The organism is Streptomyces sp. PR69, from assembly GCF_026420845.1.
Classification (GTDB): domain Bacteria; phylum Actinomycetota; class Actinomycetes; order Streptomycetales; family Streptomycetaceae; genus Streptomyces.
Map to the genome: position 1 here is coordinate 184,961 of NZ_JAOWCB010000010.1, position 17,994 is coordinate 202,954.

Sequence of the window (17,994 nt, forward strand, 5' to 3'; positions counted from 1 at the left end):
AAGGGAGTCGATGCGGAAGGGCCCGGCAGGCGCGGAAAGTGCCCGGGGCGCATTCCCCGGGCGCACATCGGAGGTCTGCCATGGCGGCTCGGCGCCGCACATGCGCGGGTCCCATGCCGGGGTCCTGTGCGGCGTGCGCTGCACGGCCGGCGGGGGTTTCGCGGCGGGCGCACCGGGGCGCGTCCGCCGCCGCCCTCGTGTGCCGCTGCCCTCGTGTGCCGCCGCCCTCGTCCGGCTGGCGCGCCCCGGGGCGGATGCCGTCCCGGGGCCCGCGGGCGGGTCAGCGGGGCGTGACCGCCTCGGCGATCTCCGCCGCGAAGCGGGCAGCCGCCGTCCGCAGGGCGGCGGCGTCCGGGCCATGGCGGAGCACCCCGCGGCTGACATTGGGCACCACATGGCGTACCGCCGGACCGAACACGGCCGGGAGATCCGCCGCCGTCGCCCCCTGTGCTCCGATGCCGGGGGCCAGCAGCGGGCCGTTGATGTCCAGGTCGAAGGACGACAGATCGCCGAGCGTCGCTCCGACGACCGCGCCGAAGGAGCCCATCGGGCTGTCGCCCGCATTCTCCTCGGCCAGGTGGGCGAGCATGGTCGCCCCGATGGAGCGGCCGTCCTCGCGCACCGCGCGCTGTACCTCGGCGCCCTCGGGGTTGGAGGTGAGGGCCAGGACGAACAGCCCGGAGCCGCTCTCCCGCGCCAGGTCGACAGCCGGCTTGAGGGAGCCGTAGCCGAGATACGGGGAGACCGTCAGCGCGTCCGAGAAGAGCGGCGAGCCCTTCCTCAGGTATGTCTCGGCATAGGCCGCCATCGTGGAGCCGATGTCGCCGCGCTTGGCGTCCATCAGCACCAGCGCGCCCGCGTCCCTGGCCTCCCCGACGGCCTTCTCCAGCACCGCGATCCCGCGCGAGCCGAAGCGCTCGAAGAACGCGGACTGCGGTTTGAGGACGGCCACCCGGTCGGCGAGCGCCTCGACGGCCGTACGGGTGAAGCGCTCCAGGCCCGCGATGTCGTCGCTCAGCCCCCAGTCGCTCAGCAGCGACGCGTGCGGGTCGATGCCGACGCACAGCGGGCCGCGGTCGTCCATCGCACGGCGCAGCCGGGCGCCGAAGGGTGCAGTGGTGTCCGCGGCGGTCATGCGGCGGCTTCCTTCCGGGTGTCGGCGCCGACGGCCTCGGCGAGGGTGGCGTACGGGCTGGCCTTGAGGCGTGCGGCGAGGCCCTTGTGGATCGCGCGGGCATAGCCGGGGCCCTCGTAGATGAAGGCGCTGTAGCCCTGGACGAGGGTGGCGCCGGCGAGAATGCGCTGCCAGGCGTCCTCGGCGTTCTCGATGCCGCCGACGCCCACGAGGACGAGGCGGTCGCCCACGCGCGCGTAGAGCCTGCGCAGCACCTCCAGGGAGCGCTCCTTGAGGGGCGCGCCGGAGAGCCCGCCGGTCTCCTGGACCAGGGCGGGACCGGACGTCAGCCCGAGGCCGTCGCGGGCGATTGTGGTGTTCGTGGCAATGATGCCGTCCAGGCCGAGCTCGACGGCGAGATCGGCGACGGCGTCGACGTCCTCGTCCGCGAGATCCGGGGCGATCTTGACGAGCAGCGGGACACGGCGCGACGTGACCGTGCGGTCGGCCGCCTCGCGTACGGCGGTGAGCAGCGGGCGCAGCGACTGAGTCGACTGGAGGTTGCGCAGTCCGGGCGTGTTGGGCGAGCTGACGTTGACGACGAGGTAGTCGGCGTACCGGGCGAGCCGCTCCGTGGAGGTGACGTAGTCGGCGACGGCCTCCGCCTCGGGGACGACCTTGGTCTTGCCGATGTTGACGCCGACGACGGTCCTGAAGACGGCCTCGCGGCGGGCGAGACGGTCGGCGACGGCGGCGGAGCCGTCGTTGTTGAAGCCCATGCGGTTGATCAGCGCGCGGTCGGGCACCAGCCGGAACAGCCGCTTCTTCGGGTTGCCGGGCTGCGGCTGCGCAGTGACCGTGCCGATCTCGACATGGTCGAAGCCGAGCATCGCCATGCCGTCGATCGCGACGGCGTTCTTGTCGAACCCGGCCGCCAGGCCGAAGGGTCCGTGCATCCGCAGTCCGAGCGCCTCGGTGCGGAGCTCCTTGCAGCGGGGCGCGAGCACGGCGGCGACAAAGGTCCGCAGCACGGGGATGCGGGCGGTCAGCCGGATCCACCGCATGGCCATGTGGTGGGCCTGCTCGGGGTCCATCCGCCGGAAGACCAGGTGGAAGAAGAGTCTGTACATGAGTCGTGTCCTCGTCAGGGCGGTGGTGGGCGGGGTGGGGTGGGGGTGGGCGGATCTCTCCCCTGCCCCGCCCCTTCCCGAAACTGGGGGCTCCGCCCCCAGCCCCCCCCGTGCCAGGGGCCTCGGGGCCGGCGCCTGCGGCGCGGCGCGGAAGGCCGCACACTCCAGCCTCGCCTGGGGGTCCCCCCGGACGGAGTCTGGGGGAGATTGAGGCGCGGGGGTCCGGGGGCGGAGCCCCCGGGGGATCAGTCGCGCGTCGCCGTCAGATGTTCCGCGTGTTCCTGGAGCGAGCGGACCCCGACATCCCCGCGGTTCAGCGCGTCAATGCCCTGGACCGCCGCGGCAAGCGCCTGGACCGTCGTCAGGCACGGCACCCCGCGGGCGACGGCCGCGGTGCGGATGTCGTAGCCGTCGAGGCGGCCTCCCGTGCCGTACGGGGTGTTGACGATGAGGTCGACCTGTCCGTCGTGGATGAGCTGGACGATGGTCTTCTCGCCGTTCGGGCCCTCGCCGTCGGACTGCTTGCGCACGACGGAGGCGTTGATGCCGTTGCGCTTGAGGACTTCGGCGGTGCCCGAGGTGGCGAGCAGCTCGAAGCCATGGGCCACCAGCTCCCGCGCCGGGAAGATCATCGACCGCTTGTCGCGGTTGGCGACGGAGATGAAGGCGCGGCCCTTCGTCGGCAGCGGACCGTACGCGCCCGACTGCGACTTGGCGTAGGCGGTGCCGAAGACGGAGTCGATGCCCATGACCTCTCCGGTGGACCGCATCTCCGGGCCGAGGACGGTGTCGACGCCGCGGCCGTGGATGTCGCGGAAGCGGGACCACGGCATGACTGCCTCCTTGACGGAGATCGGCGCGTCCAGCGGCAGCGTGCCGCCGTCGCCGTTCGCCGGGAGCAGCCCCTCGGCGCGCAGCTCGGCGACGGTCGCGCCCAGCGAGATGCGGGCGGCGGCCTTCGCCAGCGGCACGGCGGTGGCCTTGGAGGTGAAGGGGACGGTGCGGGAGGCGCGCGGGTTGGCCTCCAGCACGTACAGGATGTCGCCGGCCATGGCGAACTGGATGTTGATCAGTCCGCGGACGCCCACGCCCCTGGCGATGGCCTCGGTGGAGGCGCGCAGCCGCTTGACGTCGAAGCCGCCGAGGGTGATCGGGGGCAGGGCGCAGGCGGAGTCGCCGGAGTGGATTCCGGCTTCCTCGATGTGCTCCATGACGCCGCCGAGGTAGAGCTCGTGCCCGTCGTAGAGGGCGTCGACGTCGATCTCGATCGCGTCGTCGAGGAAGCGGTCGACCAGGACCGGGCGGTCCGGGCTGATCTCGGTGGACTCCGCGATGTACGCCGACAGCCGGGTCTCGTCGTACACGATCTCCATGCCGCGGCCGCCCAGGACGTACGAGGGGCGGACGAGGACGGGGTAGCCGATCTCGTCGGCGATGGCCTTGGCCTCGGCGAAGGTGGTGGCGGTGCCGTGCTTGGGGGCGGGCAGTCCGGCCTCGGCGAGGACGCGGCCGAACGCTCCGCGGTCCTCCGCGGCGTGGATGGCCTCCGGGGAGGTGCCGACGATGGGCACGCCGTTGTCCTTGAGGGCCTGGGCCAGGCCCAGCGGCGTCTGTCCGCCGAGCTGGACGACGACGCCCGCGACCGGCCCGGCCAGCGACTCCGCGTGGACGATCTCCAGGACGTCCTCCAGGGTGAGCGGCTCGAAGTAGAGCCGGTCGGAGGTGTCGTAGTCGGTGGAGACGGTCTCCGGGTTGCAGTTGACCATCACGGTCTCGTACCCGGCGTCGGACAGCGCGAAAGAGGCGTGGACGCAGGAGTAGTCGAACTCGATGCCCTGGCCGATGCGGTTCGGCCCAGAGCCCAGGATGATCACCGCGGGCTTGTCGCGCTGTGCGACCTCGGTCTCCTCGTCGTAGGAGGAGTAGAAGTACGGGGTCCTGGCGGCGAACTCGGCGGCGCAGGTGTCGACCGTCTTGTAGACCGGGCGGATGCCCAGGGCGTGCCGGACCTCGCGGACGACTTCCTCGCGCAGTCCGCGGATCTCGGCGATCTGGGCGTCGGAGAAGCCGTGCCGCTTGGCCTCGCCGAGCAGCTCGGGCTCAAGCTTCTCGACGGCGGCCAGCTCGTCCGCGTACTCCTTGATCAGGAAGAGCTGGTCGACGAACCACGGGTCGATGCGGGTGGCCTCGAACACCTCCTCGGGGGTGGCGCCGGCGCGGATGGCCTGCATGACGGTGTTGATCCGGCCGTCGGTGGGGCGGGCGGCCGCACGGAGCAGCTCAGCCTTGTCCCCGGGGTCGCCGGTGAAGGAGAACTGGCTGCCCTTCTTCTCCAGGGAGCGCAGCGCCTTCTGCAGCGCCTCGGTGAAGTTGCGGCCGATGGCCATGGCCTCGCCGACCGACTTCATGGTGGTGGTCAGCGTGGAGTCGGCGGAGGGGAACTTCTCGAACGCGAAGCGCGGGACCTTGACCACGACATAGTCGAGCGTGGGCTCGAAGGAGGCCGGGGTCTCCCGGGTGATGTCGTTGGGGATCTCGTCGAGCGTGTAGCCGACGGCCAGCTTGGCGGCGATCTTGGCGATCGGGAAGCCGGTGGCCTTGGAGGCGAGGGCGGAGGAGCGGGAGACGCGCGGGTTCATCTCGATGACGATGACCCGGCCGTCCTCGGGGTTGACCGCGAACTGGATGTTGCAGCCGCCGGTGTCGACGCCGACCTCGCGGATGACGGCGATGCCGATGTCGCGCAGAATCTGGTACTCGCGGTCGGTCAGCGTCATCGAGGGCGCGACGGTGATGGAGTCGCCGGTGTGCACGCCCATCGGGTCGAAGTTCTCGATGGAGCAGACGACCACGACGTTGTCGTGCTTGTCGCGCATCAGCTCAAGCTCGTACTCCTTCCAGCCGAGAATGGACTCCTCCAGGAGCACCTCGGTGGTGGGGGAGAGCGTCAGTCCCTGGCCCGCGATGCGGCGCAGCTCGTCCTCGTCGTGGGCGAAGCCGGAGCCCGCGCCGCCCATGGTGAAGGAGGGCCGGACGACGACGGGGTAGCCGCCGAGCTGCTCCACGCCCTTGAGGACCTCGTCCATGGAGTGGCAGATCACCGAGCGGGCGGACTCACCGTGGCCGATCTTGGCGTTGACGGCGTCGACGACCAGCTTGAACTGGTCGCGGTCCTCGCCCTTGTGGATGGCCTCGACGTTCGCGCCGATCAGCTCGACGCCGTACTTGTCGAGGGCGCCGTTCTCATGGAGGGAGATGGCGGTGTTGAGGGCGGTCTGACCGCCGAGGGTGGGCAGGAGCGCGTCCGGGCGCTCCTTGGCGATGATCTTCTCTACGAACTCCGGGGTGATCGGCTCGACATAGGTGGCGTCGGCGATCTCCGGGTCGGTCATGATCGTCGCGGGGTTGGAGTTCACCAGGATGACCCGCAGGCCCTCGGCCTTGAGGACGCGGCAGGCCTGGGTGCCGGAGTAGTCAAACTCTGCTGCCTGGCCGATGACGATCGGGCCGGAGCCGATGACCAGGACGGACTGGATATCGGTGCGCTTAGGCACGCTCGGCCTCCATCAGGGCTGTGCTCATCAAAGACGTGAAGCGGTCGAAGAGGTACGCGGCGTCGTGCGGGCCCGCGGCCGCCTCGGGGTGGTACTGGACGCTGAAGGCCGGCTGGTCGAGCAGCTGGAGGCCCTCCACCACGTTGTCATTGAGGCAGACGTGGGAGACCTCGGCGCGGCCGTAGGGGGTGTCGGAGATCTTGTCGAGCGGGGCGTCGACGGCGAATCCGTGGTTGTGGGCGGTGACCTCAACCTTGCCCGTGGTGCGGTCCTGCACCGGCTGGTTGATCCCGCGATGGCCGTACTTGAGCTTGTAGGTGCCGAAGCCCAGAGCGCGGCCGAGGATCTGGTTGCCGAAGCAGATGCCGAACAGCGGGGTCCTGCGCTCCAGGACGGCCTTCATCAGGGCGACGGGGCCGTCCGCGGTGGCGGGGTCGCCGGGGCCGTTGGAGAAGAACACGCCGTCGGGGTTCACGGCGTAGACGTCCTCGGGGGTGGCGGTGGCGGGCAGGACGTGGACCTCGATGCCGCGTTCCGCCATCCGGTGCGGGGTCATGCCCTTGATGCCGAGGTCGATCGCGGCGACGGTGAACTTCTTCTCGCCGATCGCGGGGACGACGTACGGCTCCTGGGTGGCGACCTGCTCGGAGAGGTTCGCGCCCTTCATCTCGGGGGCCTGGCGGACCTCGGCGAGCATCGTGCCCTCGTCGGGCAGGGCGTTGCCGGAGAAGATGCCGACGCGCATCGCGCCGCGCTCGCGCAGATGACGGGTCAGCGCACGGGTGTCGACTCCGCTGATGCCGACGACGCCCTGGCTGCGCAGCTCCTCGTCGAGGCTGCGCCGGGCGCGCCAGTTGGAGGGGATGCGGGCGGGGTCGCGGACGACATAGCCGGACACCCAGATGCGGGAGGACTCGGGGTCCTCGTCGTTGACGCCGGTGTTGCCGACGTGCGGGGCGGTCATCACGACGACCTGGCGGCAGTACGACGGGTCGGTCAGGGTCTCCTGGTAGCCGGTCATGCCGGTGGAGAACACGGCCTCGCCGAAGGTCTCCCCCACGGCCCCGTAGGCGCGGCCGCGGAAGATGCGGCCGTCCTCCAGGACGAGTACGGCGGGAACCTTGGCTCCCCGGGTGGAGGTCGTCATCGTGCCGTGCCTTCCGTCGTCTGCTTGTCGTTGGTGTGGCCGGGGGCGGCCGTGTGGTCGAGGGCGGCGATCCAGTCGGCGTGTTCCGCCGCCCGGTCGGAGCGGAAGCCGGAGTCGATCAGCTTGCCGCCGTGCTCCCAGGTGACGATCAGGAGCCCGCCTTCCGGGAGGACCTTCCCGGCGATGCCCTTGTCGAGCCTGGCTCCACGCAGGGCGGCGGCCGGGATGAAGAAGTCGCTCGCCCCTGGGCGTACGACGGCGAGTCCGGCGTCGGTGAGGCACAGCTCGGCCCGGCTCCGGGAGCCGAGGCCGCGTGCCACGATCCGGTCGAGCCACTGGCCTGCGGTCGTCGAGCCGTGGTAGCGGCCGCTCATTCTCAGTGTCGGCTCGCCGGGCTCGTCGGGCACTCCGGGAAGCTCCGGCAGACCCGACTGGAGCTCGGAACGCCACTTCCATCCCTGGCGCATCAGCCAGTAGACGAGGGCGATGAAGAGCAGCAGTCCGGCGACCCAGCCGAGGCGGGCGGCCCAGTCGGTGACTTCGGCGGACTGCCGTTCGGCGGCGAGGGTGATCAGCGGTGCAGGTGTCACGCCAGCTTCCCGTCCATGAGCGTCGCACGGCCCCGCAGGAAGGTGTGGGTGACGCGCCCCGGCAGCTCACGGCCCTCGTAGGGGGTGTTGCGGCTGCGGGAGGCGAAGCCCACGGGGTCCACGGCTCCACGGTATGCCGGATCGACGAGGGTGAGGTTGGCGGGCTCACCTGCCGAGACGGGGCGGCCGTGGCCCTCGGCGCGGCCGATGCGGGCGGGGGCGAAGGACATCCGGTCGGCGACGCCCGCCCAGTCCAGCAGCCCGGTCTCGACCATCGTCTCCTGGACGACGGACAGGGCGGTCTCCAGGCCGACCATGCCCATGGCGGCCGCGGCCCACTCGCAGTCCTTGTCCTCGTGCGGGTGCGGGGCGTGGTCGGTGGCCACGATGTCGATCGTGCCGTCGGCGAGGGCCTCGCGCAGCGCCATGACGTCGCGCTCGGTGCGCAGCGGCGGGTTGACCTTGTAGACGGGGTCGTAGCTGCGCACCAGCTCGTCCGTGAGGAGCAGATGGTGCGGGGTGACCTCGGCGGTGACGTCGATGCCGCGGGACTTGGCCCAGCGGACGATCTCGACGGAGCCGGCGGTCGACAGATGGCAGATGTGGACGCGGGAGCCGACGTGCTCGGCGAGCAGCACATCACGGGCGATGATCGACTCCTCGGCGACGGCGGGCCAGCCGCCGAGGCCGAGCTCCGCGGAGACGACGCCCTCGTTCATCTGGGCGCCCTCGGTCAGCCGCGGCTCCTGGGCGTGCTGGGCGACGACCCCGCCGAAAGCCTTCACATACTCCAGCGCCCGGCGCATGATCACGGCGTCGTGGACGCACTTGCCGTCGTCGGAGAAGACGGTCACCCCTGCGGCGGAGTCGTGCATGGCGCCCAGCTCGGCGAGCTTCTGGCCCTCCAGGCCCACGGTGACCGCGCCGATCGGCTGGACGTCGCAGTAGCCGTGCTCCTTGCCGAGCCGCCAGACCTGCTCGACAACGCCGGCGGTGTCGGCGACGGGGAAGGTGTTGGCCATGGCGAAGACGGACGTGTAGCCGCCGGAGGCGGCGGCGCGCGTCCCGGTCAGCACGGTCTCGGAGTCCTCGCGGCCGGGCTCGCGCAGATGGGTGTGCAGATCGACCAGGCCGGGCAGCAGGATCTGCCCCGCGGCGTCGACGATCCGCGCGCCGTCGGCGCTCAGGCCGGCCCCGACGGCCTCGATCGTCTCACCGTCGATCAGGACGTCCTGCGGCTCGCCGCCCAGCACCTTCGCGCCGCGGATCAGGGTCTTGCTCATGGTCACTTGCTCTCCTCGGTACGGGACGAAGCGGCGGGGGCGGCGGCGACGGCGGGTTCGTTGCCGCCGAGCAGCAGGTAGAGGACGGCCATGCGGATGGAGACGCCGTTGGCGACCTGCTCGACGGCGGTGCAGCGCGCGGAGTCGGCGACCTCGGCGGTGATCTCCATGCCGCGGTTCATCGGCCCCGGGTGCATCACGACCGCGTGCTCGGGCATCTTCGCCATCCGCTCGCCGTCCAGGCCGTAGCGGCGCGAGTACTCGCGCTCGGTGGGGAAGAAGGCGGCGTTCATCCGCTCGCGCTGCACACGCAGCATCATCACCGCGTCGGACTTGGGCAGCACCTGGTCGAGGTCGTAGGAGACGTCGCAGGGCCAGGTCCCGACGCCGACGGGCACGAGGGTGGGCGGGGCCACCAGGGTGACGTGCGCGCCGAGCGTGTGCAGCAGATGGACGTTGGAGCGGGCGACGCGGCTGTGCAGCACATCGCCGACGATCGTGATCCGGCGGCCGTCGAGACCCTGGCCCAGGCCCTCGTCGGGGCCGGTGAGGCGGCGGCGCATGGTGAAGGCGTCCAGCAGCGCCTGGGTGGGGTGCTCGTGGGTGCCGTCGCCCGCGTTGACGACCGAGCCGTCGATCCAGCCGGAGGTGGCGAGCCGGTAGGGGGCGCCGGAGGCGTGGTGGCGGATGACGACGGCGTCGGCGCCCATGGCCTCCAGGGTCAGCGCGGTGTCCTTGAGGGACTCGCCCTTGGAGACCGACGAGCCCTTGGCGGAGAAGTTGATGACGTCGGCGGAGAGCCGCTTGGCGGCGGCCTCGAAGGAGATCCGGGTGCGGGTCGAGTCCTCGAAGAAGAGGTTGACGACGGTGCGGCCGCGCAGGGTGGGCAGCTTCTTGATCGGCCGGTCGGCGACCCGGGCCATCTCCTCGGCGGTGTCGAGGATGAGGACGGCGTCGTCGCGGGTGAGGTCGGCGGCCGAGATGAGGTGGCGCTTCATCTGGGTGTGCTCCGGTGTGTGGCGGGGCGGGCGTCCGGGGGGGCGCCCTGTGGGCATGCCGGTGCGCTGGGTGGGCGCGCGGGAGGGTCCGTGGGGCGCGTGCCCGGCGGGTCGTGGCGGCCCGTGCAGGGGCCGCACGGGCCGGGGCTACTGCTCGCGGACCGTGGCGGTGGCGGTCTCGGCCGTGTCAGCCGCGTCGGCGGTCTCGCGGAGGCCGAGCAGCACGGTGTCGCGGCCGTCCTCCTCGGCGAGCTGGACCCTGACCGTCTCCCGCAGCGACGTGGGGAGGTTCTTGCCGACGTAGTCGGCGCGGATGGGCAGTTCGCGGTGGCCGCGGTCGACGAGCACGGCGAGCTGGACGGCGCGCGGCCGGCCGATGTCGCCGAGGGCGTCGAGGGCGGCGCGGATGGTGCGCCCGGAGAAGAGCACGTCGTCGACGAGGACGACCAGACGTCCGTCGACGCCGTCGCCGGGGATCTCGGTGCGCGCCAGGGCGCGCGCGGGCCGCATCCGCAGGTCGTCGCGGTACATGGTGATGTCGAGGGAGCCGACCGGGATGCTGCGCCCGGTGACGGCCTCCAGCTTGTCGGCCAGCCGGCGGGCCAGGAAGACCCCGCGGGTCGGAATGCCGAGGAGCACCACGTCGTCGGCGCCCTTGGCGCGTTCGACGATCTCGTGGGCGATGCGGGTCAGTACCCGCGCGATGTCGGGCGCCTCCAGAACGGGGCGTGCCGCCGCGTCGGAGCGCTGCTGTGCGTCCATGTGGAAACGGACCTCCTTCTCCGCCTCACGGGACGGACCTTAAAGGACGTCGAAATTGCGCTGCCCAGCCTAGCAGGGCCCCCGCTCGGCACGGATACGCCCCCTTAGGGGGACCCGGTGTGGACCATTCGACTTGACGCGCATAAGTAACGCTGCGTAACCTCACAGTGAGTGACCAGCCGCGCGGCGGAGCCGCACGTCGATACAGCGTCCGGGGAGCTATATGTCCAGCGAATACGCAAAGCAGCTCGGGGCCAAGCTCCGCGCCATCCGCACCCAGCAGGGCCTGTCCCTCCACGGAGTGGAAGAGAAGTCCCAGGGCCGCTGGAAGGCTGTGGTGGTCGGATCCTATGAGCGCGGCGACCGCGCCGTGACCGTACAGCGTCTGGCCGAGCTGGCCGACTTCTACGGCGTGCCGGTGCAGGAGCTGCTTCCCGGCACCACGCCGGGCGGGGCCGCCGAGCCGCCGCCGAAGCTCGTTCTCGACCTGGAGCGCCTGGCCCATGTGCCGGCCGAGAAGGCGGGACCGCTTCAGCGTTACGCCGCCACGATCCAGTCCCAGCGCGGGGACTACAACGGCAAGGTGCTGTCGATCCGTCAGGACGATCTGCGCACGCTTGCGGTGATCTATGACCAGTCGCCTTCGGTGCTCACCGAGCAGCTCATCAGCTGGGGTGTGCTGGACGCGGACGCGCGCCGCGCCGTCGCCCACGAGGAGAGCTGACGCCGGCTCCGTCCTCGTCAGGAGAAACGTCACGTCGTCAGGGCGGGTCCCCAAGGCCGGGGCCCGCCTTGAGGCGTATCCCGAAACTGCCTCTCTGGATACTGCCTCGCTCGGCGCCCGGATATGCGGCAGGCCCGCGGCGGAAGACCGTCTTGTCTTCCGCCGCGGGCCTGTTGGTCGCAGGACCGCGCCCGGCGCGTCAGTCGCGGCGCAGGCTCGGCTTGAGCTCCTTGAAGCGGCCCAGCAGACCGTTCACAAAGGAGGGAGACTCGTCGGTGGAGAACTCCTTCGCGAGCTGCACCGCCTCGTCGATGACCACGGCGTCCGGCGTCTCGTCCACCCACACCAGCTCATATGTGCCGAGCCGGAGGATATTGCGGTCGACGACCGGCATCCGGTCGAGCGTCCAGCCGACCGCGTAGGAGGCGATGAGCTCGTCGATCCGGGCCGCGTGCGCCGCGTACCCCTCGACCAGCTCCATCGTGTACTCGCCGACCGGCGGCTGCCGGTCGTCGGTCCGTGAGTGCCGCACCCAGTCCGCGAGGACCGTCTCCACGCTCGCGCCGCGCTGGTCGGCCTCGAAGAGGATCTGGAAGGCGCGCTTACGGGCCTTGTTCCGGGCAGCCACTGTTAGCTGTTCACCCGGCCGAGGTAGTCGCCGGAACGGGTGTCGACCTTGATCTTCTCACCGGTGGTGATGAAGAGCGGGACCTGGATGGTGTAGCCGGTCTCCAGCGTGGCGGGCTTGGTGCCGCCGGTGGAGCGGTCACCCTGGACGCCCGGCTCGGTCTCCTTGATCTCCAGCTCGACGGCGGCCGGCAGCTCGACGTAGAGCACCTCGCCCTCGTGGGTGGCGACGGTGGCCTCGAAGCCCTCGATCAGGAAGTTCGCGGCGTCGCCGACGGCCTTGCGGTCGACGTGCAGCTGGTCGTACGTCTCCATGTCCATGAAGACGAAGTAGTCGCCGTCCATGTAGGAGAACTGCATGTCGCGGCGGTCGACGGTGGCCGTCTCGACCTTCACGCCAGCGTTGAACGTCTTGTCGACGATCTTGCCGGAGAGCACGTTCTTGAGCTTGGTGCGCACAAAGGCCGGGCCCTTGCCGGGCTTGACGTGCTGGAACTCGACGACGGACCAGAGCTGGCCGCCTTCGAGCTTGAGCACCATGCCGTTCTTGAGGTCGTTCGTGGAAGCCACGGTTGCGGAATCTCCTGGACTGACGCTGGTGGACGACGAAGGGACGCACGCGCAGGCAGGCGCCGGCCGGGCCGGCGAGAGCTAGAGCGCGAGCAGCTCCTTGGTCGTGATGGTGAGTAGCTCGGGTCCGCCGTCCGCCTCCTGGCGCACGACGAGCGTGTCATCGATCCGGACGCCGCCCCGGCCCGGGAGGTGGACCCCCGGTTCGACGGTGACCGGCACACAAGCGTCCAGTTTACCCATGGCGACAGGCGTCAGCTGCGGGTCCTCATCGATTTCGAGCCCGACCCCATGGCCGGTCGCCGCCGAGAGACCGTCGCCATGGCCGGCGGCGTCCAGGATCTGCCGGGCCGCACGGTCCACATCGCGGCAGGCGGCGCCCGGGACGAGGGCCTCCCTGCCCGCCCGCTGCGCGGCGAAGACCAGGTCGTACAGCTCGATCTGCCAGTCGGCGGGGGTCGTGCCGATGACGAACGTACGGCCGATCTCGCAGCGGTAGCCACGGTAGTCGGCGCCGAGGCAGACCGTGAGGAAGTCGCCCTCCTCGACCCGGCGGTCGCTGGGGCGGTGGGCGGCGCGGCCGGAGTTGGGGCCGGTGGCGACGGAGGTCGGAAAGGCGGGGCCGTCGGCGCCGTGGTCGACGAGGCGGCGCTCCAGTTCAAGCGCGAGATGCCGTTCGGTGCGGCCCACCAGGATGGACTCCAGAAGCTCGCCCAGCGCCTGGTCGGTGATCTCCGCCGCGATCCGCAGACAGGCGATCTCCTCCTCGTCCTTGACGAGGCGGAGCTGCTCCACGGAGTGACCGAGGTCGGTGAGCCGGACGCGGGGGGCGACGGAGCGGACCGCGCGGTGGCGGGAGACGGTGAGGTGGTGCTCCTCGACGGCGATGGAGTCCGCTCCCGCGGTCCGTGCGAGCTCCGCCGCGGCGACGGCGGGGTCGCCTGCGGAGCCGGGCAGGACGGTGACACGGAGGGCGTCGTCGGGGCGGCCGTCCGCCGGGGCGGCCGGGTACGGGCAGAGCAGGACGTCCTCGCCGGGGCCGAGGAGGAGAACGGCGTCGGGCGGGGCGGCGCCGGCGAGATAGCGGACGTTGGCGGGGCGGGAGACGAGCGCGGCGGCACTGCCGTTCGCCGCGCACTGCTCGCGGAGCCGACCGCGCCGTACGCCAAACACCTCACCCATGGCCCCGAGCCTACGAGCCTGAGGCCGAGCCGTCGCGCGGACCGCCCCCGACAGGGTGCGCGACGGCACTCCTGCGGGGGCTGCGCCCCCACGCCCCCCGGCGGCTGGCTCCCGCCAAGCACGTGCGTGACGAGCCCCTCGCGCATCGCCACCGCCCGCCTGCACGACGGCAGCCTCGCCGCAGGGGGCCGGAACAGCCGACGGGGGCGGGCCGCGGTGTCCGCAACTGGGGCTCCGCCCCAGCCCCCGTGCGGGGGCTCCGCCCCCGAACCCCCGCGCCTCAAACGCCGGCGGGGCTGGATTTCTGGCCCTTCGCGCCTCAAACCCCGGCGAAGCCGGGCTTCCGGCTCCCCGTGCCTCAAGCGTCGGCGAAGCCGGGCTTCCGGCTCCCCGCACCCCAAACCCCGGCAAAGCCAGATTTCCGGCTCCCCGCACCCCAAGCGTCGGCGAGCCGGGCTTCCGACTCCCCGTGCCTCACACCCCGGCAAAGCCAGGTCTCCAGCTCCCACACCCCACACCCCCGCGAGGCTGGATTTCCAGCTCCCCGCACCCCAAGCGTCGGCAAAGCCGAGCTTCCGACTCCCCGCACCCCACACCCCGGCAAAGCCAGGCCTCCAGCTCCCACACCCCACACCCCCGCGAAGCCAGATTTCGCGGCTCCCCGCACCCCAAGCGTCGGCAAAGCCGAGCTTCCGACTCCCCGCACCCCACACCTCACACCCCGGCAAAGCCGGGCTTCCGGCTCCTCACGCCTCAAGCGTCGGCGGGGCTTGATCATGCGGCCCTTGCGCCTCAAGCTCCCCCAGCTCCGTGCGCCAGACTCCGTCCGGGGCACGGAGGCACCCCCAGCGGGCTGGGATTTGGCGCAGCCAGTTCCCAGCCCTTTGGGGGCAACCCCCGGAGGGGGTCTGGGGGAGCTTGCGGACACGGCCTTCAGGCCGTACAGGGGGCGGCGGCGCGAAGCTGCCGACCGCCAGGGGGCGCGGGGCGCCAGCCCCGCAGCCCCGCCCCCCGGGAGGGGGTCTGGGGGCTTAAGCCCCCAGTTACGGGAAGTGGCGGGGCAGGGGAAAGAAAACCGCCTACCAAGACGGCGGGCTCGCGATCGCGCGAGCCAGGACGTCGTCAAGGGCCCTCGCCGTCGTTTCCACGTCATACGTGGAGTTGTCGATGATCGGGAGGCCGGAGCCGTACCAACCGGCCATACGGCCGTGGATGCCCGCGACCTCCTCATCGGAGAGGCGGCGGTTGCCGGCGCGTTCGGCGTTGCGTTCGAGCACGATGTCGAGGCCCGGGAGCAGCACCACCGGCAGCAGGCCGGGGCCCACATGCCGCTTCCAGCCGCCGAGGCCGACGACCGGGCGGTCCGGGAAGACGGCGTCGTCGAGGATGCAGGAGATGCCGTTGGCGAGGAAGTTGCGCGCGGCGAAGCCGCAGGTGCGGCGGGCCAGGCGGTACTGGGCCTCGGAGTTGTCGGTCCACCCGGACTGGGGGTCGGCGAAGCCGGAGCAGACCCATTCGCGGACGTCGTCGAGGCTGATGTGCGCGGTGGGCACGGGACGGCTCGTCGCCCAGTGGCGGGCCACCGTCGTCTTGCCCGCACCGGCGGGGCCGATCAGCAGGACGGCCAGCGTGGCCGCACCGGTGCCGGTGCCAGCGCCGATGGTCTCCCCCGGAGCGGCAGCCGGGCCGGAGGCCGGAGCTGGGGCCGGGACCGGCACCGGGCCGGAGGGCGGGGTCGCTGCGGGGCCGGAGGCCGGGGCCGGAGCGCCGGGCGGCGGGCCGGTCGGCGGGCTAGGCGGCGGGCCGGTCGGCGGGCTAGGTGGCGGGCCGGTCATCGGGACCGGCCCGCCCGGCGCCAGCGGGACATGCCCGGTCGCCCCCGGCGCGGGCGGAGCCGAAGGCGGCGGCCCCGGATGCCGGGCGCCATGTGCCCATCCCGCCGATCCGTGCCCCGGCCCGTGGGGCGGCGGCAGCGGAGCTCCCACTGCGTGCTGCATCCGGTGCCACTCCGTCTCGTACGACGACAACTCGCTGGTCAGGCGGCTCGATACGGGCCGCCGTTATCGAATCTACATCCCCCCGCCGCTGGAGTGGGAACGGCAGGGGGGTTTACGCAGACGCCCAAGGCCGCCTGTCAGACGGACAGTTCCTCCGCCAGGGCCCGCAGCGCCAGCCGGTAGGAGCCAATGCCGAAGCCCGCGATCGTGCCACTGGCGACGGCCGCCACCACCGACGTATGGCGAAATGCCTCCCGTGCGTAGGGATTCGAGATGTGCACCTCGATCAGCGGCGCGGTGCGCTGTGCGGCCGCGTCCCGCATCCCGTACGAATAGTGTGTGAAGGCACCGGGGTTGAGAACCACCGGAAGGGCGCCGTCCGCGGCCTCGTGCAGCCAGCGGATCATCTCGCCCTCGTCGTTCGTCTCCCGTACGTCGACGTCAAAGCCGAGTTCCTTGCCGAGCGCCTGGCAGGTCTCCACCAGGCCCGCGTAGGAGGTCGCGCCGTAGACGTCGGGTTCGCGGGAGCCGAGCCGTCCGAGGTTGGGCCCGTTGAGGACCAGGACGCGCCGGGTCATGCGGACACCTCTCCGTACGCGGCGAGCAGCACGGCCGGGTCGGGGCCCTCCAGCACGGCGGGCTTGGCCAGTCCGTCGAGGACGATAAAGCGCAGCAGACTGCCTCGGGACTTCTTGTCGACCTTCATGGTCTCCAGGAGCTTGGGCCACTGGTCGCCGCGGTAGGTGAGCGGCAGGCCGACGGCCCCGAGCACGCGGCGGTGCCGGTCCGCGGTGGCGTCGTCCAGGCGTCCCGCCAGCCGGCCGAGTTCCGCGGCGAAGACCATGCCGACGGAGACGGCCGCGCCGTGCCGCCACTTGTAGCGCTCGTTCTTCTCGATGGCGTGGGCGAGTGTGTGGCCGTAGTTGAGGATCTCCCGCAGCCCGGACTCCTTGAGGTCGCTGGAGACGACCTCGGCCTTGACGCGGATGGAGCGCTCGATCAGTTCGGCGGTGTGCGGCCCGGCGGGCGTCCTGGCGCCCTCGGGGTCGGCCTCGATCAGGTCGAGGATCGCGGGGTCGGCGATAAAGCCCGCCTTGATGATCTCGGCGAGTCCTGAGACGTAGTCGTTCACCGGAAGCGAGTCCAGCGCGGCCAGGTCGCACAGCACGCCGGCGGGCGGATGGAAGGCGCCCACGAGGTTCTTTCCCTCGGCGGTGTTGATGCCGGTCTTGCCGCCGACCGCCGCGTCCACCATGGCCAGGACCGTGGTCGGCAGCGCGATCCAGCGCACTCCGCGCAGCCAGGTGGCGGCCACGAATCCGGCGAGGTCGGTGGTGGCTCCGCCGCCCACGCCGACGATCACATCGGTGCGGGTGAAGCCGGTCTGGCCGAGCGCCTTCCAGCAGTACGCGGCGACCTCCGCGGTCTTGGCCTCTTCGGCGTTGGGCACCTGGATCGCGATGGCCTCGTAGCCATGTGCGGCGAGGTCCTCGCGGATGGCCTCACCGGTCCCGGCGAGCGCCTCGGGGTGCAGCACGGCCACGCGCTGGGTCTGGGTCCCGATCAGTCCGGGCAGCTCGCCCAGCAGCTGCCGGCCGACCAGCACCTCGTACGGATCCGAGCCCTCCGAGCCGCCGACCTGGATACGGGTCACAGCCTCGTCCGTCATTCGTCCTTCAGCTCCAAAGCGTCGAGGACCGCCTCGGCGACCTCTTCGGGGGTGCGTTCGTCGGTGGCCACTTCGGCGCGGGCCACTTCGGTGTAGAGGGGGCGGCGCGCCTCCATCAGCTCGCGCCACTGTTTGCGCGGATTGACGGCGAGCAGCGGGCGTGCCTTGTTGAGTCCGGTGCGCCGGACGGCCTCTTCGACGCCGAGCGACAGATAGACGACCGGCAGCCCGGACAGCAGCGCGCGGGTGCCGGCGTCGAGGATGGCGCCGCCGCCGAGGGCGAGGACACCGGTGTGCTCGGCGACGGCGGTCCGCACGGCTTCGCGCTCCAGTGCGCGGAAGTGCGGTTCGCCGTCTTCGACGAAGATGTCGGAGATCGGCCGGCCTTCCGCCGCCACGATGTCGGCGTCGGTGTCGCGGCAGGTCACGCCGAGGCGTGCGGCGAGGAGTTCGCCCACCGTCGACTTGCCGGAGCCCATGGGCCCGACGAGGACGATCAGCGGGCCGCTCACCGGATCTGGAGGTTGTCGAGGTAGGACTGGACGTTGCGGCGGGTCTCGGTGACGCTGTCGCCGCCGAACTTCTCCGCCACCGCGTCGGCGAGCACCAGCGCGACCATCGCCTCGGCCACGATCCCGGCCGCCGGG

At 71.7% G+C, this 17,994-nt stretch carries 16 protein-coding genes and 1 pseudogene; 1 reads left to right on the top strand and 16 read right to left on the bottom strand.

Features of this window, described 5'->3' with window-relative positions; all coding sequences use genetic code 11:
• Window positions 1-280 precede the first annotated feature (280 nt).
• The 8 genes from pyrF to pyrR all read right to left on the bottom strand — a co-directional run bounded on the left by pyrF (window position 281) and on the right by pyrR (window position 10,578).
• Complete coding sequence (gene pyrF / locus OF819_RS13070) at window positions 281-1,135, bottom strand: orotidine-5'-phosphate decarboxylase (protein WP_267243641.1); 855 nt, start codon at window positions 1,133-1,135, stop codon at window positions 281-283.
• Window positions 1,132-2,244: a quinone-dependent dihydroorotate dehydrogenase gene (locus tag OF819_RS13075; protein WP_267243642.1), complete on the bottom strand. Its 1,113-nt coding sequence runs from the start codon at window positions 2,242-2,244 to the stop codon at window positions 1,132-1,134. The genes pyrF and OF819_RS13075 overlap by 4 nt, the downstream gene beginning before the upstream one ends.
• Before the next feature lie 245 nt (window positions 2,245-2,489).
• Window positions 2,490-5,798, bottom strand: coding sequence for a carbamoyl-phosphate synthase large subunit (carB, locus tag OF819_RS13080; RefSeq protein ID WP_267243643.1), 3,309 nt, complete (start codon window positions 5,796-5,798; stop codon window positions 2,490-2,492).
• Entirely contained in the window at window positions 5,791-6,945 is a 1,155-nt protein-coding gene (gene carA / locus OF819_RS13085; RefSeq protein WP_267243644.1) for a glutamine-hydrolyzing carbamoyl-phosphate synthase small subunit, read from the bottom strand. Before carA ends, carB begins: the two co-directional genes overlap by 8 nt.
• On the bottom strand, window positions 6,942-7,535 hold the full coding sequence (locus OF819_RS13090; RefSeq protein ID WP_267243645.1) for a hypothetical protein: 594 nt from the start codon (window positions 7,533-7,535) through the stop codon (window positions 6,942-6,944). The genes carA and OF819_RS13090 overlap by 4 nt, the downstream gene beginning before the upstream one ends.
• The gene (locus OF819_RS13095; RefSeq protein WP_267243646.1) at window positions 7,532-8,818 is read right to left on the bottom strand and encodes a dihydroorotase; all 1,287 of its coding nucleotides are present in this window, start codon (window positions 8,816-8,818) and stop codon (window positions 7,532-7,534) included. Before OF819_RS13095 ends, OF819_RS13090 begins: the two co-directional genes overlap by 4 nt.
• Before the next feature lie 2 nt (window positions 8,819-8,820).
• Window positions 8,821-9,816: an aspartate carbamoyltransferase catalytic subunit gene (locus OF819_RS13100; RefSeq protein ID WP_267243647.1), complete on the bottom strand. Its 996-nt coding sequence runs from the start codon at window positions 9,814-9,816 to the stop codon at window positions 8,821-8,823.
• Window positions 9,817-9,963: 147 nt separating this feature from the next.
• Window positions 9,964-10,578, bottom strand: coding sequence for a bifunctional pyr operon transcriptional regulator/uracil phosphoribosyltransferase PyrR (gene pyrR / locus OF819_RS13105; protein WP_267243648.1), 615 nt, complete (start codon window positions 10,576-10,578; stop codon window positions 9,964-9,966).
• 223 nt (window positions 10,579-10,801) lie between these two features.
• On the opposite strand from pyrR, the gene bldD reads away from it, so the two are divergent.
• Window positions 10,802-11,302: a transcriptional regulator BldD gene (gene bldD, locus OF819_RS13110; RefSeq protein ID WP_030607052.1), complete on the top strand. Its 501-nt coding sequence runs from the start codon at window positions 10,802-10,804 to the stop codon at window positions 11,300-11,302.
• A gap of 199 nt (window positions 11,303-11,501) precedes the next feature.
• Here the strand turns inward: bldD and nusB are convergent, their stop codons facing one another.
• The 8 genes and pseudogenes from nusB to OF819_RS13150 all read right to left on the bottom strand — a co-directional run.
• Window positions 11,502-11,930, bottom strand: a complete 429-nt coding sequence (gene nusB, locus OF819_RS13115; RefSeq protein WP_267243649.1) for a transcription antitermination factor NusB — start codon at window positions 11,928-11,930, stop codon at window positions 11,502-11,504.
• A gap of 2 nt (window positions 11,931-11,932) precedes the next feature.
• Complete coding sequence (efp, locus tag OF819_RS13120) at window positions 11,933-12,499, bottom strand: elongation factor P (RefSeq protein WP_267243650.1); 567 nt, start codon at window positions 12,497-12,499, stop codon at window positions 11,933-11,935.
• 81 nt (window positions 12,500-12,580) lie between these two features.
• Window positions 12,581-13,681, bottom strand: a complete 1,101-nt coding sequence (locus tag OF819_RS13125; RefSeq protein ID WP_267243651.1) for an aminopeptidase P family protein — start codon at window positions 13,679-13,681, stop codon at window positions 12,581-12,583.
• A 1,079-nt stretch (window positions 13,682-14,760) separates the two neighbouring features.
• Window positions 14,761-15,678, bottom strand: a complete 918-nt coding sequence (locus OF819_RS13130; protein WP_267243652.1) for an AAA family ATPase — start codon at window positions 15,676-15,678, stop codon at window positions 14,761-14,763.
• Window positions 15,679-15,815: 137 nt separating this feature from the next.
• Window positions 15,816-16,256 (bottom strand): type II 3-dehydroquinate dehydratase, encoded by a 441-nt coding sequence (gene aroQ / locus OF819_RS13135; protein WP_267243653.1) that lies wholly within the window; start codon window positions 16,254-16,256, stop codon window positions 15,816-15,818.
• A complete protein-coding gene (gene aroB, locus OF819_RS13140) occupies window positions 16,253-17,347 on the bottom strand; it encodes a 3-dehydroquinate synthase (protein WP_267243654.1) in 1,095 nt (364 codons plus the stop codon). Before aroB ends, aroQ begins: the two co-directional genes overlap by 4 nt.
• Window positions 17,344-17,859 carry a shikimate kinase gene (locus OF819_RS13145; protein ID WP_267243655.1) on the bottom strand — a complete coding sequence of 172 codons (516 nt, stop codon included), beginning with the start codon at window positions 17,857-17,859 and terminating at the stop codon, window positions 17,344-17,346. The genes aroB and OF819_RS13145 overlap by 4 nt, the downstream gene beginning before the upstream one ends.
• Window positions 17,856-17,994, bottom strand: a pseudogene (locus tag OF819_RS13150) (chorismate synthase); the annotation flags it as partial. The gene OF819_RS13145 and the pseudogene OF819_RS13150, both read right to left, overlap by 4 nt.

Excerpts from the sequence above, each read along its gene's own strand:
- pyrF (WP_267243641.1), bottom strand. The coding sequence starts at position 1,135 with ATGACCGCCGCGGACACCACTGCACCCTTCGGCGCCCGGCTGCGCCGT.
- OF819_RS13075 (WP_267243642.1), bottom strand. The coding sequence starts at position 2,244 with ATGTACAGACTCTTCTTCCACCTGGTCTTCCGGCGGATGGACCCCGAG.
- carA (WP_267243644.1), bottom strand. The coding sequence starts at position 6,945 with ATGACGACCTCCACCCGGGGAGCCAAGGTTCCCGCCGTACTCGTCCTG.
- OF819_RS13095 (WP_267243646.1), bottom strand. The coding sequence starts at position 8,818 with ATGAGCAAGACCCTGATCCGCGGCGCGAAGGTGCTGGGCGGCGAGCCG.
- OF819_RS13100 (WP_267243647.1), bottom strand. The coding sequence starts at position 9,816 with ATGAAGCGCCACCTCATCTCGGCCGCCGACCTCACCCGCGACGACGCC.
- pyrR (WP_267243648.1), bottom strand. The coding sequence starts at position 10,578 with ATGGACGCACAGCAGCGCTCCGACGCGGCGGCACGCCCCGTTCTGGAG.
- bldD (WP_030607052.1), top strand. The coding sequence starts at position 10,802 with ATGTCCAGCGAATACGCAAAGCAGCTCGGGGCCAAGCTCCGCGCCATC.
- OF819_RS13125 (WP_267243651.1), bottom strand. The coding sequence starts at position 13,681 with ATGGGTGAGGTGTTTGGCGTACGGCGCGGTCGGCTCCGCGAGCAGTGC.
- OF819_RS13130 (WP_267243652.1), bottom strand. The coding sequence starts at position 15,678 with ATGCAGCACGCAGTGGGAGCTCCGCTGCCGCCGCCCCACGGGCCGGGG.
- aroQ (WP_267243653.1), bottom strand. The coding sequence starts at position 16,256 with ATGACCCGGCGCGTCCTGGTCCTCAACGGGCCCAACCTCGGACGGCTC.
- aroB (WP_267243654.1), bottom strand. The coding sequence starts at position 17,347 with ATGACGGACGAGGCTGTGACCCGTATCCAGGTCGGCGGCTCGGAGGGC.